This is a genomic window from Pantoea septica (genome assembly GCF_002095575.1).
Taxonomy (GTDB): Bacteria; Pseudomonadota; Gammaproteobacteria; order Enterobacterales; family Enterobacteriaceae; genus Pantoea; species Pantoea septica.
Genome location: NZ_MLJJ01000003.1, coordinates 96,132 through 110,341 on the forward strand (window position 1 = coordinate 96,132; position 14,210 = coordinate 110,341).

General features: G+C 59.1%; 14 protein-coding genes. 4 read left to right on the plus strand and 10 right to left on the minus strand.

Translation table 11 applies throughout. From position 1 onward, the window contains the following. Position 1 precedes the first annotated feature (1 nt). The 9 genes from HA46_RS02470 to HA46_RS02510 form a co-directional block, all read right to left on the minus strand. Positions 2-436 (minus strand): hypothetical protein, encoded by a 435-nt coding sequence (locus tag HA46_RS02470; RefSeq protein ID WP_084882071.1) that lies wholly within the window; start codon positions 434-436, stop codon positions 2-4. Then, the gene (locus HA46_RS02475; RefSeq protein ID WP_084882121.1) at positions 433-1,137 is read right to left on the minus strand and encodes a hypothetical protein; all 705 of its coding nucleotides are present in this window, start codon (positions 1,135-1,137) and stop codon (positions 433-435) included. The genes HA46_RS02470 and HA46_RS02475 overlap by 4 nt, the downstream gene beginning before the upstream one ends. A 107-nt stretch (positions 1,138-1,244) precedes the next feature. After that, positions 1,245-1,928, minus strand: a complete 684-nt coding sequence (locus tag HA46_RS02480) for a hypothetical protein (RefSeq protein ID WP_084882072.1) — start codon at positions 1,926-1,928, stop codon at positions 1,245-1,247. Between the two features lie 47 nt (positions 1,929-1,975). Beyond that, positions 1,976-2,542, minus strand: coding sequence for a nucleotidyltransferase family protein (locus tag HA46_RS02485; protein WP_084882073.1), 567 nt, complete (start codon positions 2,540-2,542; stop codon positions 1,976-1,978). After that, on the minus strand, positions 2,539-3,555 hold the full coding sequence (locus tag HA46_RS02490; protein WP_084882074.1) for an XdhC family protein: 1,017 nt from the start codon (positions 3,553-3,555) through the stop codon (positions 2,539-2,541). The genes HA46_RS02485 and HA46_RS02490 overlap by 4 nt, the downstream gene beginning before the upstream one ends. A 70-nt stretch (positions 3,556-3,625) precedes the next feature. Beyond that, positions 3,626-4,822, minus strand: coding sequence for an MFS transporter (locus HA46_RS02495; protein ID WP_208857388.1), 1,197 nt, complete (start codon positions 4,820-4,822; stop codon positions 3,626-3,628). Between the two features lie 147 nt (positions 4,823-4,969). Further along, positions 4,970-6,304 (minus strand): cytochrome c, encoded by a 1,335-nt coding sequence (locus HA46_RS02500; protein WP_084882075.1) that lies wholly within the window; start codon positions 6,302-6,304, stop codon positions 4,970-4,972. A gap of 25 nt (positions 6,305-6,329) precedes the next feature. After that, the gene (locus HA46_RS02505) at positions 6,330-8,564 is read right to left on the minus strand and encodes a xanthine dehydrogenase family protein molybdopterin-binding subunit (RefSeq protein WP_084882076.1); all 2,235 of its coding nucleotides are present in this window, start codon (positions 8,562-8,564) and stop codon (positions 6,330-6,332) included. Continuing rightward, a complete protein-coding gene (locus HA46_RS02510) occupies positions 8,561-9,019 on the minus strand; it encodes a (2Fe-2S)-binding protein (RefSeq protein WP_084882077.1) in 459 nt (152 codons plus the stop codon). The genes HA46_RS02505 and HA46_RS02510 overlap by 4 nt, the downstream gene beginning before the upstream one ends. A gap of 253 nt (positions 9,020-9,272) precedes the next feature. Here HA46_RS02510 and HA46_RS02515 point away from each other — a divergent pair, with 253 nt between their 5' ends. After that, positions 9,273-10,151 carry a LysR family transcriptional regulator gene (locus HA46_RS02515; RefSeq protein WP_033790027.1) on the plus strand — a complete coding sequence of 293 codons (879 nt, stop codon included), beginning with the start codon at positions 9,273-9,275 and terminating at the stop codon, positions 10,149-10,151. Between the two features lie 9 nt (positions 10,152-10,160). Here HA46_RS02515 and HA46_RS02520 read toward each other — a convergent pair whose 3' ends face one another. Continuing rightward, positions 10,161-11,057, minus strand: coding sequence for a LysR substrate-binding domain-containing protein (locus HA46_RS02520; RefSeq protein WP_084882078.1), 897 nt, complete (start codon positions 11,055-11,057; stop codon positions 10,161-10,163). 196 nt (positions 11,058-11,253) lie between these two features. Between HA46_RS02520 and HA46_RS02525 the strand changes: the two genes are divergently transcribed. Genes HA46_RS02525 through HA46_RS02535 form a run of 3 tightly spaced genes read left to right on the plus strand, consistent with a single transcriptional unit; the run spans position 11,254 to position 14,209 of the window. Beyond that, complete coding sequence (locus HA46_RS02525) at positions 11,254-12,003, plus strand: SDR family NAD(P)-dependent oxidoreductase (RefSeq protein WP_084882079.1); 750 nt, start codon at positions 11,254-11,256, stop codon at positions 12,001-12,003. A gap of 55 nt (positions 12,004-12,058) precedes the next feature. Then, entirely contained in the window at positions 12,059-13,357 is a 1,299-nt protein-coding gene (locus HA46_RS02530) for an MFS transporter (protein ID WP_084882080.1), read from the plus strand. Between the two features lie 12 nt (positions 13,358-13,369). Further along, positions 13,370-14,209, plus strand: a complete 840-nt coding sequence (locus tag HA46_RS02535; protein WP_084882081.1) for a transketolase — start codon at positions 13,370-13,372, stop codon at positions 14,207-14,209. Position 14,210 lies beyond the last annotated feature (1 nt).

The following is a 14,210-nucleotide window of genomic DNA, read 5'->3' on the forward strand; positions in this document are numbered from 1 at the left end:
ATTATTGGCTCGAATATAAACGTCGATATATCTGCACAAACACTCCTTTTTGAGAGTGAATATTACCGACCGTGACTTCATCATTGGTCACTCGGCTTTTCCAACACTCGGCTTCAATGTCACAAGAGGCTTGAAGTTCATACCCCTCTGATTTTAGGTAGTTCCTAATACTACGAGCTTCACTAGCCCCATAAAACTTTACGGTAAAAACATTAGCTTCCGTACCCGTAATCCTTCCAAATTCAAAACTATAATTTTTTGATATTCTTGGTATTTTCTTTAATAATTCTGGTGTGTAATATTCATACGCCCGTTTATTTTGCTCGGTATAATATGCGCTGCTGGCAAACTCCATCCTTACATACGGCCAGCCGACAACTAGCGAAATACCCGCGATGACAACCACACTAATTAGGGCGACGATGGCTTTCCTCATAATCCCATCCTGCCATTGTTGGCACCAAGTATCACAAACGTCCCATCATGCTGCGGCAGAATCACGTTCCCGCACAAAAAATCGTTATAGGGGACTACCGTTCGCATAAACGGCGGTAATACTCCTTTACGGGGGCGAGTGTGCGGAAACTTTTCCGGATCAGGAAATAGTAGAGGCTGAAACGTCTCATTCTTCCAATTGCCGATTTTACCATAGTAGTCCCAGCGCTTAAGGGCTTCCTCCTTGCTAACAGGCCGGAGCTGAGGGAAAGGATTCTGAATCGATACTGCACGATAAAACCCCAACAAATCGGAGACCAAATCCTCACCGCTGAAGCCACTATCCGTCACTAAATTATTGGGAAATACCCCTTGGAATGCCTCAAACTTGCGAGCCATAGCCATCATCATCGCCAGAGCTATGCTTTTCTGTTCCCAGTAAGGCCGCCCTTTACGAATGCGCCAAGTCATAACTTTACCTGATCGCAGCAATCCAAAGGGAGACGTCATTCCCTGTGCATACCTGACATCATAAAATTCATTTTTCGATGATTCACCCTGCAACATTAATCTCAAAAGTTCTCGAATATCTGTCCCTTGGGCATGCCCCAAGTCCACCCAGCCAAGTACTTCCGTATAAACTATTCCGTACTTAGCTGCGCTTGCATCTCTACCATCAATAATATCTGATCGCTTACTCATCCTGAGTATCCTATCCTGTATAGCTCCATTGAGGCCTAATTTACCATAACACACCTGTTGCTTAATCATCCTGTCTGCTTTGGGCATTCCTCGCCATATTGCCTTGGTTAACTTTCCAATGAAAAGCATGTTGTCCAGTTATAGTTGCACCTTGCCAATATCAGCTCGCCAGCAGCATCGCCAAAATTAATCGCCTGACGTTCCAAAAAAAACTGACGTAGCCTTTCAGGTAAAAAAGACGCGCCGTAGCGTAGAACCGTGCTGTGCCAGAATGGCGCTGGCAATGAGATGTTGTCATGACGCATCAGCAACTCATTTTTCCATTGAGAATTTAGAACCCTCTCGCAGAACGTCTGACGCATAGCGACTGCAGGCCGCTCAGGAATTCCCGCAAGCAACAGCTGACCAGGCAACGCAACTAACCGAAGATGCCTGATAGTAATCATTTTCGCATCGAATTCACCCCAGATAGTTGTTAATTGCTCTATTTTTGTCGGTAGTTGCTCGTTCAGGTGATAAAGCGGCAGCGTCAAAGGCAGGAAAGTAAAATGAAAGCCGTGCGCTGGCAGCGTATCGGCTAATGGATCGTCTTTTGTAATGTCGTTCAATTCATCAATAAGGCGTGATACATAGCGGGAAACAGGCGGCTTTATTCCTGCTGCAAGCGAGAGTTTTACGGGGTCGTAGTAGTTTTCTTCGCGGATCTCCCCAATTCCTGCGTTTTTCGCCCAGGTTGCGAGAGTGTTCTCATTTGTCGAGCGATATCTGTTTTGCAGACTTATTGATTGCATGAAAAACCTTATCGTTCTTTGCCCCGCTCCACTCGCTGGCTGAGCGATTACAGCGCAGCACTACGCTGAAGATCTGAACGGGTATCAATATCCAGCAGACATCCCTTATCCGCTAACGTCACCGCCTGACACGGCGCGCTGTTAAGCACCGCGCGCGCGCCGCTGTCACCGCTCAGACTGGCGAGCGCGGAAAAGAACGCGCGCTGAAATCCCACCGGATGCCCAGGCACGCCTTCGACTTCCGCCCGAACCAGCGGCGCGCGATGCAGCGCATCCGCCACGGCCAGCAGGCTCTCCACGGTTAAAAACGGCATATCGCCCAGCGTAATCATCCAGCCGTCGTATTCCGCTGCGGCTTTCACGCCCGCAGCGATAGAGTCGCCGATGCCCGCGCTGCGGCAGATAACCGCACAGCCAGCGGGAATCAGCGCATGAATTGCCCTGTCTTCCGGCCGCGTCACCACGAAAACGTCAAGCCCTGTGGCGGCAACACGCTCCAGCGTGTGCTGCAAAACCGGCTTGCCGTTCAGCAAGGCGAGCAGCTTATGCTCCCCGCCGCTCGCTTTAAAGCGGCGGCTGAAGCCGGCCGCCATCACCAGAATGGCGATTCTCATATCAAACTGCCCTGCTCCCACGGCTCTGCCAGGGCCGGCTCAACCGCCTCTACGCAGCCGTTTTTGTAGCGCACGATGTCCGCCATCACCGACAGCGCAATCTCCGACGGCGTTTTACTGCCGATATCGAGCCCGACCGGCGCGTGAATGCGATTGATCTGATCCGGCGTGAGATCGCCATACTCTCCCAGCCGCGCTTTTCTTCTCAGGCTGTTCTTTTTCGATCCCATCGCGCCGATATAGAACGCCGGCAGGTTGACCGCTTCCATCATGGTGAGATCGTCAATGCGCGGATCGTGGGTAAGCGACAGGATTGCTGTCCCGGCATGGCAACCTTCCCGCTCCAGATAAACGGCGGGAAACTGCTTAACCAGCCTGACGTTCGCGTCCAGCAGAGCGGCCATATTCTCCAGCGCTTCGTCCCGGTGTTCGCACACGATGGTTTCGAAGCCGAGCGCGACGGCAAAATTGGCGCAGAACACCGCGACGCTGGAAAGTCCGCCGATAACCAGCCTGGGCGCGGTGGAGAGCGTCAGGGTAATAGCGGCGCCGTCGCGGTAAGTCAGCGTGCTGTTGGTATAGGCGGCTGGCTCCAGCACATGACAGGGATGCGGCAGAATAATTTTCTTTTTCACCGCCGTGGCGGCGACCAGCGCATCGTGCATTCTCTGCAAATAGGCGCGACTCTGAGCGCCGGGCGACAGCTTTTCCACCAGAATATCGAGTACGCCGCCACACGGCAGCGCCCTGTCCGGCTCAAATCCGCCCTCGCCGTAGCGCACCACCTGGCTGGCGTCCGGGAAGGCGTTGCGATCGATGCGTTCGATAAAACTCTCTTCAATGCAGCCGCCTGAAAGCGAACCGCAGTGATGCCCCTCTTTACGGATAATCATCATCGCGCCGGGCGGCCGCGGCGACGATCCGTAGGTAGAGAGCACCGTACAAAGCCATACTTCATGCGCGTCAACCCACTGCAATCCTGCTTTTAATACCTGCATATCAAGGTTGTGCATGACCTTGTGCCTCCGGCAACGGTTAAGCCAGGGCGCTTGCCCTGGCGGTAATAAAGTCGACAATGTCGCCTTAGCGTACGGCATGTCGGTAACGATCGCGGCGGCTCGCCAGCACGGCAAAGATCGCCGAAAAGAGCAGCAGCGCCAGGCCAAAGGCGAAGGGACTCCACCAACCCACTGCGTCAAAAAGTTCGCCGCCCAGCGCCGCGCCCAGGGTGATCGCCAGCTGGATCACGGCGACCATCAGGCCGCCGCCCGCCTCCGCGTTTTCCGGCAGCGCGCGGCTCAGCCATAACCCCCATGCGACCGGCGCAGGCGTGGAGATCAGGCCCCACGCGGCTAACAGCGCGCCCGTGATCAACAGCGAATGCCCCTGCCAGATCAGCAGCGCCGCCATCGCCGCCATCGCCAGCGGGATCAGGATTAGCCAGCGAAACAGATGTCGCTGCAGCAGCTGGTCGACCGACCAGGTTCCCACCAGTCCCGCTGCGCCCAACAGCAGCAGAATAAACGAAAGCTCGCTGACGCTGGCTCCCGTCACCGACTCCATAAACGGGCGCAGATAGGTGAAAATCGCAAACTGCCCCATAAACAGCGTCAGCAGCGCGGCCATGCCCGCCGCGACGTGCGGCAAGCCAAGCAGGCGCAGCGGGTTCGCGGTGTGGTTATCGCCCTGCGCAGGCAGCGACGGAATCGCCCGCCACTGCCAGATAAAGGCACCGACGGCCAGCGGCACGACGATAAAAAATGCCCCGCGCCAGCCGATATACTGACCGAGAAAACTGCCCAGCGGCGCGGCGATGGTGGCCGCCAGCGCGTTGCCACCGTTAATCAGCGCCAGTCCTTTCGCCACGGCATGCGGCGGCGCGAGGCGCATGATGGTCGCCGTCGACATCGACCAGAATCCGCCTATCGCCACGCCAAGCAGCGCGCGTCCGACAATAAAAACTAGTCCGTCTGGCGCAAATGTGACAGTCAGACCGGAAATTGTCAGTAAAAGCGTAAAGGCGATCAGCACTTTTTTGCGGTCGAAGCGGCCGGTTAACGGCGTATTGAGCAGGCTGGTCAGCACGGCGAAAAAACCACTGACGGAGATCGCCTGACCCGCCTGCCCCTGGCTAATGCCCAGATCCTGCGCCACCGGCGTCAGCAGACTGACGGGCATAAATTCCGAGGCGATCAGCACCACGACGCCGAGCGCCATAGAGAAGATAGCGCCCCACGCGGCGTGGGAACGCGAGGCAGAGTGCGTTGTAATAGTCGTCATACGTTAATCCATGAGTTTCAATGCCGTAAGATGCTACCCAAACTGTCAGCCTGAATTAACCTGGATAAACTGTATGTAATTGTGAATAAAATTCATTAATAGCCGAGGAGCGTCCTTGTGAAGCCAAATGGCGCTCCTCGGTAAGGCCTAACGCATCTGCAAAATAATGGGGTTACTGCTGGCGGGATCGGTATGCCGCCGCATTTCCGCTACCGTTTTCGCCTCTGTCTGCGCGCCGCTGTTGCCCCAGGAGGAGCGAATATAGTTGAGCACCTCCGCCGTCTCTCGATCGGAAAGCTGTTTGCGGTATGGCGGCATACGATAGGCGTCCGGCACGCCACCGGCAACCACACGGGCGGAGCCGTTCAGCACGATATTGATCGCTGAAGAGGCATCGACCTGCATCGAGGTGGCGCCTGCCAGCGGCGGGATCCACGGCGCCTGTCCGCGTCCGTCGGCACCATGGCAGCTGCTGCAGCGCGCGATAAAGGTCTGCTCGCCGGGATGGCGCGCGCCCTGTTCGCTTCTCGTCGCGTAATGCCAGGCGGTGCCGTTATCGTTGCTGCCCGGCGGCAGCGACTTCAGGTAGTGCGCGATGGCGCGCAGATCGTCGTCGCGCATAAACTGGGTGGAGTTGTTGAACGCATCCGTCATCGAGCCGAACACCACGGCGTGGGCGTTGCGTCCGGTTTTCAGAAACGTTACCACCTCCTCTTCGCTCCAGCGGCTTATCCCAGTGCTGGCGTCGCCGCGCAGGCTGGGCGCATACCAGCCGTCAAGCAGCGCGCCCGCCAGGTAGTCCGGGCTGCGCGCATCCAGCGCTTTTTCGTTAAAGGCCAGGCCGCGCGGCGTATGGCAACTGCCGCAGTGGCCGGGGCCCTCCACCAGGTAGGCGCCGCGGTTCCAGAGCGCGTCGCGGTTCGCCACCGTCTGCCAGGGCTGGCCGCTGGCGAAAGCGGCGCGCCACAGCGCCAGTGGCCAGCGCATATTGAGCGGCCAGGGGATCTCTGACGGCTGATTTTTCCGCGAGGCGGGCTGCACGCCGTGCATTATAAAAGCATAGAGCGCGCGGATATCCTCATCGCTCAGCTTCTGATAAGAGGGAAACGGCATTGCCGGATAGAGCCGATGTCCGTCCTGCGCTATGCCCTGACGCACCGCGCGATCGAAGTCAGCCAGCGAATAGCGGCCAATACCGCTCTCCCGGTCGGGCGTAATATTGGTGGTATAGATTTTCCCGACCGGCGTCGCCATCGCCAGACCGCCGGAAAACGGCGCATTCTCTGGCGTGCTGTGACAGGCGACGCAGTCGCTCAGACGCGCGACATATTCGCCACGCTGGATAAGCTCGGGCTGCGCAGCGGCCCCGGCGTTTGCTTCATTGTCAAAAGGCGACGCGGGCGTGCGCAGCATCCACAGCAGCGCACCCGCCACGATGATGAGCGCTGCAATCAGCAGCAGGCAAAGCCTTTTCCTGGTCATGATGTTTTCCTTAAGAACCTGCAGCTCAGGTAAAGTTGTAGCGTGAAAGCGGCATAGAGCGGATTCGCTGACCGGTCAGCCGATAGACCGCATTCGCCACCGCTGGCGGCACAGCGGGCAGCGGCGGTTCGCCGATGCCACCCATTTTGGCGCCGCTCTCGATAATGCGCACCTCGACCTGCGCCATGCGCGACGGCGGCAGGATTGGATAGAGATCGAAGTTACGCGCTACCGGCTGCCCCTTCTCAAACTGTGCCTCTTCCAGCAGTACCTGCGACAGTCCCAGCGCGACCGCACCGTTGACCTGCGCCTCGACGATAGCCGGATTAACGATGCTGCCGGGATCGATTGCCTCCCAGATGCGATGCACCCTGACCTGCCCGTTCTCAATCGAGACTTCCGCTATCGCCGCCGCCTCGGTGCCGAACGGCGACGCCATCGCCACGCCGCGGGCGCGCCGACTGCCATCTTCGGCGGTATAGGGGCCCGGATTCCAGCCGCCGGAGAGATCGGCCACCGCGTGCAGCAGCGTCGTCAGGCGTGCATTGCCCTTCAGCAGCCGCAAACGTAGCTCAAAGGGATCCAGCTTGCCGTGGTCCGCCATCTCGTCGAGAAAGCACTCGTAGAGGAAGTCGTTCATCGAGTTGCCGACCGAGCGCCAGTAGCCCAGCTTCACCGGCCCTTTTTTATAGATCTGCGCAATGCGCACATGGGGAATGTTATAGGACTTGCCGGTTAATCCTTCGGTGGCGGTGGGATCGAGCTTATCGCCCTGCTTGCCGGAGATGCCTTCGGTCGGGCCTTCGCAGATGCTGACCGCTTCCAGCGCCAGCGGATAGCCCTCGTCATCCAGCCCGGCGCGAAAGCGCACCGCCGCCATTGGGCGATGGGTGTCGCGCAGAAACTCCTCTTCGCGGCTCCAGATCAGCTTAACCGGACGGCCGACCGCCTTCGCCAGCTCAACCGCCTGCGGCCAGGCCATCGCCCCGTCATAAACAAAGTGACGCCCGAAAAAGCCGCCCAGTAACGGTGAGTGAATCAGGATCTTGCTGGCGTCGAGCCCGGTGCGCTTCGCCACCTCGCCCTGAAACATTTCAGGTGCCTGGTTAGGGATCCAGAGTTCCAGCGTGCCGTCAGCGTTAAAGCGCGCCAGCGCCGAAGGCGGCTCCAGCTGAGCATGGTTAAGATACTGGCTGTGGTAGGTGGCGCTGAGGGTGGTTTTAGCGGCCGACATGCCGGCGGTCAGGTCGCCTTTGACCTCCGCCTCCTGGCCGTCGCCCGGTTCGTTCGCCAGACTGCGGGCGAAATCGTCGGAGGAGAAATTCGCCGGCATTAGCCCGGCGTCGGAAGGCGCCAGCCATTCTACCTGGATCGCTTCAACCGCGCGTTTCGCCTGCCACCAACGCTCTGCGACCACTGCCACCGCGTCCGGCAGCCGGTGCACCGAGTGCACGCCCTTCATTGCCCTGACCTGCGCCTCGTTGCGCAATGCGCCCGGCGTCATACCAAAACGCGGCGCGTGCTGCACCGCCGCATGCAGCATATCGTCGACGCGGCAGTCGATGGTGTAAACGGCCTGCCCGGTTGATTTTTCCCATGCGTCGAGGCGCTTGACGGGCTTGCCGATCCAGCGAAACTGTGCGGGATCTTTCAGGCTGACTGCGTCAGCAGGCGGAACCGGCAGATCGCGCGCGCGACTGGCCAGCTCGCCGTAGGTCAGCGTCTGCCCTGAAGCGTCGTGTACTATCCTCCCCGGCTCGGTGCGCAGCGAGGCGAGCGGCACCGCCAGCGCGGTGGCCGCCGCCTGCAGCAGCATATGACGCGCCAGCGCGCCGAGACGGCGCATAGTGGTGTAGCTGGTACGCACCGACTGACTGCCGCCGGTGATGCGCATGCCGCTTTCCATAACTTTATACTCGTCGCCGGCCGGCGCGTTCTCTACGACAAAGGTGGCGGGATCGGCATCCAGCTCTTCGCCGACGATCTGCGCCATGGCAGTAAAGATCCCCTGTCCGCCTTCGATAAACGGCGACAGAAAGCGCACGCTGCTGTCTGGACGGATTTCAAGAAAGGCGGGGACGCGCGTGCCGGGCGGCAGGGGCTGCTGCGCCGCCTGAGCGCGCGCCTGGCCTACAGGCAGGCCGATGCCCAGCACCAGCGCCCCTGCTACGCTGCCCGACGCCAGCAAAAAGCGGCGGCGCGACAGGTTGGCGGGCTCTTCGCCGAGGGAAAATTCCGATAACGCGGGCTGTTCTCTCACTGGTCGCCTCCCTGACCCGCCACCTCGTGGATGGCTGCGCTAATGGCGTTATAGGTACCACAGCGGCAAAGATTCACCATCGCCGCCGCGATCTCCTGGTCTGAGGGATGGGCGTTCTGCTTGAGCAGCGCGGTCGCCGCCATCACCTGCCCCGACTGGCAGTAGCCACACTGCGGCACCTGATGCTTCACCCAGGCCGCCACGACGCGCTTGCCCATATCGTCGCTCTCGATCGCTTCAATGGTGGTAATCTGCTTTCCGGCGACCTTATCGACTGGCGTCACGCAGGATCGCACCACCTGTCCGTCGATCATGACCGAACAGGCGCCGCACTGCGCCAGACCGCAGCCATATTTCGTTCCCGTCATGCCCAGATCGTCGCGTATTACCCAGAGTAACGGCGTGTCCCCTTCGGCATCGACCTGAACGGTTTTATTATTTATCTGAATGTCCATAGTGCTCCGGTCTTCATGGCGTTTGCTTTCGCCCTATCCTTACAGAGAAGAGTGGAATGATTAACCGGCCCTCGCCGCATATGCTGCTGAATAAAATTCATTAATTAGCAAAACGCCCGCACCGCGCCCTTTATCAGCGCATTGTGGATTTTAATGATCCGTGCGATTAGCGAAATGCCGTTGGATTCCCTGTCCTGAATAGGCTAATTTTCCGATCGCTGTGAATTAAAATCATAAATAAGGACGGGATAAGATGAACGACATTCAGGCATTTATTGCTGTGGCGCGCGAGCAGAGCTTTACCAAAGCAGCGGCTGGCCTGGGTGTGAGTCCGTCTGCGCTCAGTCATACCATTCGCAATCTGGAAGAGCGCATCGGCGTGCGCCTGCTGGCGCGCACCACGCGCAACGTCGCGCCGACCGAAGCGGGCGAACGCCTACTGCAGTCCGTGGCGCCCCTGTTCGAACAGATCAACAGCGAAATTGCGCGCATTGGCGAATTACGCAATACCCCGGCCGGCAATATACGCATCACCTGTTCCGACGACGCCGCCGAGATCCTGTTGCGCCCTGCGCTGCCCGCTTTTTTTGCCAGCTATCCCGATATTAGCGTGGAAATCTGCATCGACTACGGCTTTACCAATATCGTCACTGAACGTTTCGATGCCGGCATTCGGCTGGGGGAATCGATCAGCCGCGATATGATTGCGGTGCGCCTCGGACCCGACTGGCGGCTGGCAGTGGTTGGTACGCCCGCCTACTTTCAGGCGCATCCGGTTCCGGTGGTTCCACAGGATCTCACGGCGCACCGCTGTATTAATATCCGTCACTCGCCGGGCGGCAGCGTCTACGCGTGGGAGTTTGAAAAAGCGGGCCGCAAGTTAACGATTCGGGTAAACGGTCCGCTGCTGTCCAACAGTATTATTCACGTGCTGAACGGCGCGCTGGACGGTATTGGCCTGGCCTGTGTGCCGGAGCATATGGCGCGTCCCCATATCGAGGCGGGCCGCCTGATTGAAGTGCTCGCCGACTGGAGCCCGCTGTTCGAAGGCTATCACCTTTACTATCCCAACCGACGCAACACCTCGTCCGCCTTCGCCGCTTTTGTCGAGGCAATCCGATATCGCGGCTAGCACCGCGCGTCAGGAGTCGAGCTGCGCCTGTATCCACTGTAAAAAGTAACTGACGCGCGGGAACTGCGCATAGCCGCGCGGATACACCAGGTGATGGGCGCTGACCGGCAGACTCATGGCGTCGTCAAATACCCTGATCAGTTTGCCGCTGCGAAGATAGTCGGCGGCCAGCAGTTCGCTTTCGAAGATCAGCCCGTGGCCGAGCATCGCCGCCTCCAGGCTCATATAGGATCGGTCGAAGCGAAACAGCCACTCCTGGGTCGGCTGCGGCAATTGCTGCGTGGCGAACCACTGCGGCCACTGAATTAACGGCGATTCAGAAAGGATCAGCGCGTGATTATTTAATTCGTCCGGCGTGCGCAGCGGATATTTATCCAGATAGTCGGGTGATGCCAGCACCGACATTTTTTCATGACGAATCGTCTTTATTTCAAATGCCTTCCATTCCGGAAATCCATGGCGCACCGCAATATCAATATTATCGCGACTGAAGGATAAGTTCTCATAGGAGCAGGAGAGCGAAACCTGTATGTCCGGGTGCGCTTCGCGAAACTGATGAATACGCGGCAGCAGCCATAACAGCCCAAAACTGGGCGCGCAGTGAATGCGCAGCGCGCTGCGATCTTTCTCATTGCGCAGCCGCGCCGTCGCCTGCGTCAGGCTGAGGATCAGCGGCCGAATCTCCGCTAAATAGCGCTCGCCCGCCAGAGTTAACGCTACCCCTTTCGCCGATCGGTGAAACAGAATCGAGCCCAGCTCTTTTTCCAGTTTCGCCAGCTGGTGGCTCGCTGCCGAGGGGGTGATATTTAATTTTTCCGCCGCGCGCGCCACGTTTCCTGATTGCGCCACTTCTTCAAAGACGCGCAGCGATTTTAATGAAGGAAGCTGGCTGACTGGCTTTTCCATAACTATTCCCGCTCACAATTCTGTGATTTATGTCCGTTTCAAACATTGAAAAATGTTAACTACATCAAACCAACAATTTCATTCAGCATCAAATGAATTTTTTTGCATTGCCACTTTGCGCGCTATTTCTGATGCTGAGGATGAACCCTGCCGGTAGTGATACCGAACCCTATAAAAAAAGAATCTGGAGTCAGTTATGTTGCTGAAAGAGAAAGTTGCGATTATCACGGGCGCCGCGTCTCAGCGCGGTATCGGACGCGCTACGGCCGCCTGCTTCGCTCACCACGGCGCCCGCGTGGTGGTGCTCGATCTTGATGAAACGGCAGCGCAGCGCACCGCGCTGGAGCTGGGATCGGGCCATCTGGGCCTTGCGGCCAACGTCACCGACGCCGAGGCGATTCAGCGCGCCGTTGCTGAGGTCCTGAAGGAGTATGGCCGCATCGACGTGCTGGTGAATAACGCCGGCATTACGCAGCCGGTGAAAACGCTGGAGATCGGCCTCGAAGACTACAACCGCATTCTGGATGTCAACCTGCGCGGCACGCTGTTGATGTCGCAGGCGGTCATCCCCACGATGCAGCGTCAGGGCGGCGGCAGCATCGTCTGCCTCTCGTCGGTATCGGCGCAGCGCGGCGGCGGCATTTTCGGCGGTCCGCACTACAGCGCCGCGAAGGCGGGCGTCCTGGGCCTGACCAAAGCGATGGCGCGCGAGTTCGGGCCGGATCAGATCCGCGTCAACGCCCTGACGCCAGGCCTGATCCAGACCGATATCACCGGCGGACTGCTGCACGACGAGCGCCGTCACGCCATTATCGATTCGATTCCGCTCGGACGTCTCGGCGCGGCTGACGACGTGGCGCACGCCGCGCTGTTTCTCGCCAGCGATCTCTCCAGCTACCTCACCGGCGTCACCTTAGACGTAAACGGCGGCATGCTGATCCACTGATCGTCCCCCTTTTCTCCAGCAGCCAGGCTGCTGGTTCACTCCCGGAGTGATAACCATGACAACGCTGAATATCGGTGCGGCAGTCGCTGCGCGCGACGGCGCCTATCGCAAAATCGCCTGGCGCCTGATGCCGTTCTTAATGTTGTGTTACCTCTGCGCCTATCTGGATCGCGTCAACGTCGGCTTCGCTAAGCTGCAGATGATGGACGATCTCTCGCTGAGCGAAACGGTCTACGGCCTCGGCGCCGGGATCTTTTTTCTCGGTTACTTTTTCTTTGAGGTGCCCAGCAACCTGATCCTGCATCGCGTCGGCGCGCGCCGCTGGATCGCCCGCATTATGATCACCTGGGGCCTGATCTCCGGCGCCTTCGCCTTTGTCGAAACCGCGTGGCAGTTCTATCTGCTGCGCTTCCTGCTTGGCGTTGCCGAAGCCGGACTGGCGCCCGGACTGCTGCTCTATCTCACCTACTGGTTTCCCGCCCATCGTCGGGCGCGCATGACGGTGCTCTGGTTCGTCGCCATTCCGCTCTCCGGTATGATCGGTGGGCCGCTATCCGGCTGGATTATGGAAACCTTCGCCGGATCGCACGGCTGGGCCGGCTGGCAGTGGATGTTCATGCTGGAGGCGATCCCGACCATTCTAATGGGGTTTGTGGTGCTGGTGGTGCTGAAAGATCGCGTCGAACAGGCGAGCTGGCTCGATGAAGGCGAAAAGCGCATGGTGCGCGCCGATCTGGATGAGGACAACCAGCAAAAGTCGCATCACGGCACTATTAAAGAGTTTGTGGCGGACAAACGCCTCTGGACGCTGGCGGCGATCTACTTTTGCGTGGTGATGGGTCAGTACGCCCTGACCTTCTGGCTGCCGACGCTGGTAAGAAATGCCGGCATCCGCGAGCCGCTGCATATCGGATTGCTCACCAGTCTGCCCTATCTGTGCGCCATCGTGTTTATGCTGATGGCGGGCCGCAGCGGCGATCGTCATCGCGAGCGGCGCTGGCACCTTATCGTGCCGATGGTGCTCGGCATGGTAGGCCTGACGATAGCGACCCTGCTGGGCCACAGCGTCACGCTGTCCCTGTTCTTTCTCTGCCTCGCGGCGGCGGGCATTCTTTCCGCCTCGTCGCTGTTCTGGATGCTGCCGACCAATCTGCTGGGCGGCGTCTCCGCCGCCGCGGGCATCGCGGCGGTGAACTGCATCGCCAATCTCGCCGGCTTTTTTTCGCCCTGGCTTATCGGCTCGATTACCACGCTGACCGGCTCGCCCGCGTCGGGCATGTACTTTATCGCTGCGGTTCTGCTGCTCGGCGCGCTCTGCGTGCTGCGTATTCGGGCAGCGGACGTTAATCGTTAATCAGGAGGTTCTATGCATACCCTTACTTCGTCGGCGCCGCTGACCCTACGGCAGCGCGCCGCGCGCATTCGTCGCCATGCGCTGCTGATGGGCCAGGTTCAGGGCCAGGGCTATATCGGCCAGGCGCTGGGCGCCGCCGATCTGCTCGCCGTGAGCTATTTCCACGCGCTGAACTATCGCGCCGAGGATCCCGAATGGGAAGGCCGCGATCGCTTCTACCTCTCGATCGGCCACTACGCTATCGCCCTCTATGCGGCGCTGCTGGAGGCGGGCGTCATTCCCGAAGCGGAACGCGAAACCTACGGCAGCGACGAGAGTCGGCTGCCGATGTCGGGCATGGCGGCCTACACGCCCGGTATGGAGATCACCGGCGGCTCGCTCGGTCACGGTCTGGGCATTGCGGTTGGCGCCTGCCTGGGGCTGAAGCGTAAGGGCTCAACCTCGCGGGTCTATAACCTGCTTTCCGACGGTGAACTGAATGAGGGCTCGACCTGGGAGGCCGCCATGTCGGCGTCGCACTGGCGGCTCGATAATCTGATCGCGATTATCGACGTCAATAACCAGCAGGCGGACGGCCACAGCAGCGAGATTCTGGCGTTTGAGCCCATCGTCGAACGCTGGCAGGCGTTCGGCTGGTATGCGCAGCGGGTGGACGGCAACGACATCGATGCGCTGGTCGCCGCCTTTGACGCCGCGCGCGACTGGCCGCAAGCGCAGCCGCGCGTAATTATTTGCGATACCCGAATGGGCAAAGGCGTGCCTTTCCTGGAAACCCGGGAGAAAACCCACTTTATCCGCGTCGACGCCGATGAGTGGGATAAAGCCCTTACTGCGCTGGAACAGGGAGAATAAG

Bases quoted from the DNA above. Each gene is read 5' to 3' on its own strand.
- HA46_RS02525 (WP_084882079.1), top strand. From the start codon at position 11,254: ATGTTGCTGAAAGAGAAAGTTGCGATTATCACGGGCGCCGCGTCTCAG.
- HA46_RS02495 (WP_208857388.1), bottom strand. From the start codon at position 4,822: ATGACGACTATTACAACGCACTCTGCCTCGCGTTCCCACGCCGCGTGG.
- HA46_RS02470 (WP_084882071.1), bottom strand. From the start codon at position 436: ATGAGGAAAGCCATCGTCGCCCTAATTAGTGTGGTTGTCATCGCGGGT.
- HA46_RS02520 (WP_084882078.1), bottom strand. From the start codon at position 11,057: ATGGAAAAGCCAGTCAGCCAGCTTCCTTCATTAAAATCGCTGCGCGTC.
- HA46_RS02485 (WP_084882073.1), bottom strand. From the start codon at position 2,542: ATGAGAATCGCCATTCTGGTGATGGCGGCCGGCTTCAGCCGCCGCTTT.
- HA46_RS02510 (WP_084882077.1), bottom strand. From the start codon at position 9,019: ATGGACATTCAGATAAATAATAAAACCGTTCAGGTCGATGCCGAAGGG.
- HA46_RS02500 (WP_084882075.1), bottom strand. From the start codon at position 6,304: ATGACCAGGAAAAGGCTTTGCCTGCTGCTGATTGCAGCGCTCATCATC.
- HA46_RS02475 (WP_084882121.1), bottom strand. From the start codon at position 1,137: ATGAGTAAGCGATCAGATATTATTGATGGTAGAGATGCAAGCGCAGCT.
- HA46_RS02480 (WP_084882072.1), bottom strand. From the start codon at position 1,928: ATGCAATCAATAAGTCTGCAAAACAGATATCGCTCGACAAATGAGAAC.
- HA46_RS02490 (WP_084882074.1), bottom strand. From the start codon at position 3,555: ATGCACAACCTTGATATGCAGGTATTAAAAGCAGGATTGCAGTGGGTT.
- HA46_RS02515 (WP_033790027.1), top strand. From the start codon at position 9,273: ATGAACGACATTCAGGCATTTATTGCTGTGGCGCGCGAGCAGAGCTTT.
- HA46_RS02535 (WP_084882081.1), top strand. From the start codon at position 13,370: ATGCATACCCTTACTTCGTCGGCGCCGCTGACCCTACGGCAGCGCGCC.
- HA46_RS02530 (WP_084882080.1), top strand. From the start codon at position 12,059: ATGACAACGCTGAATATCGGTGCGGCAGTCGCTGCGCGCGACGGCGCC.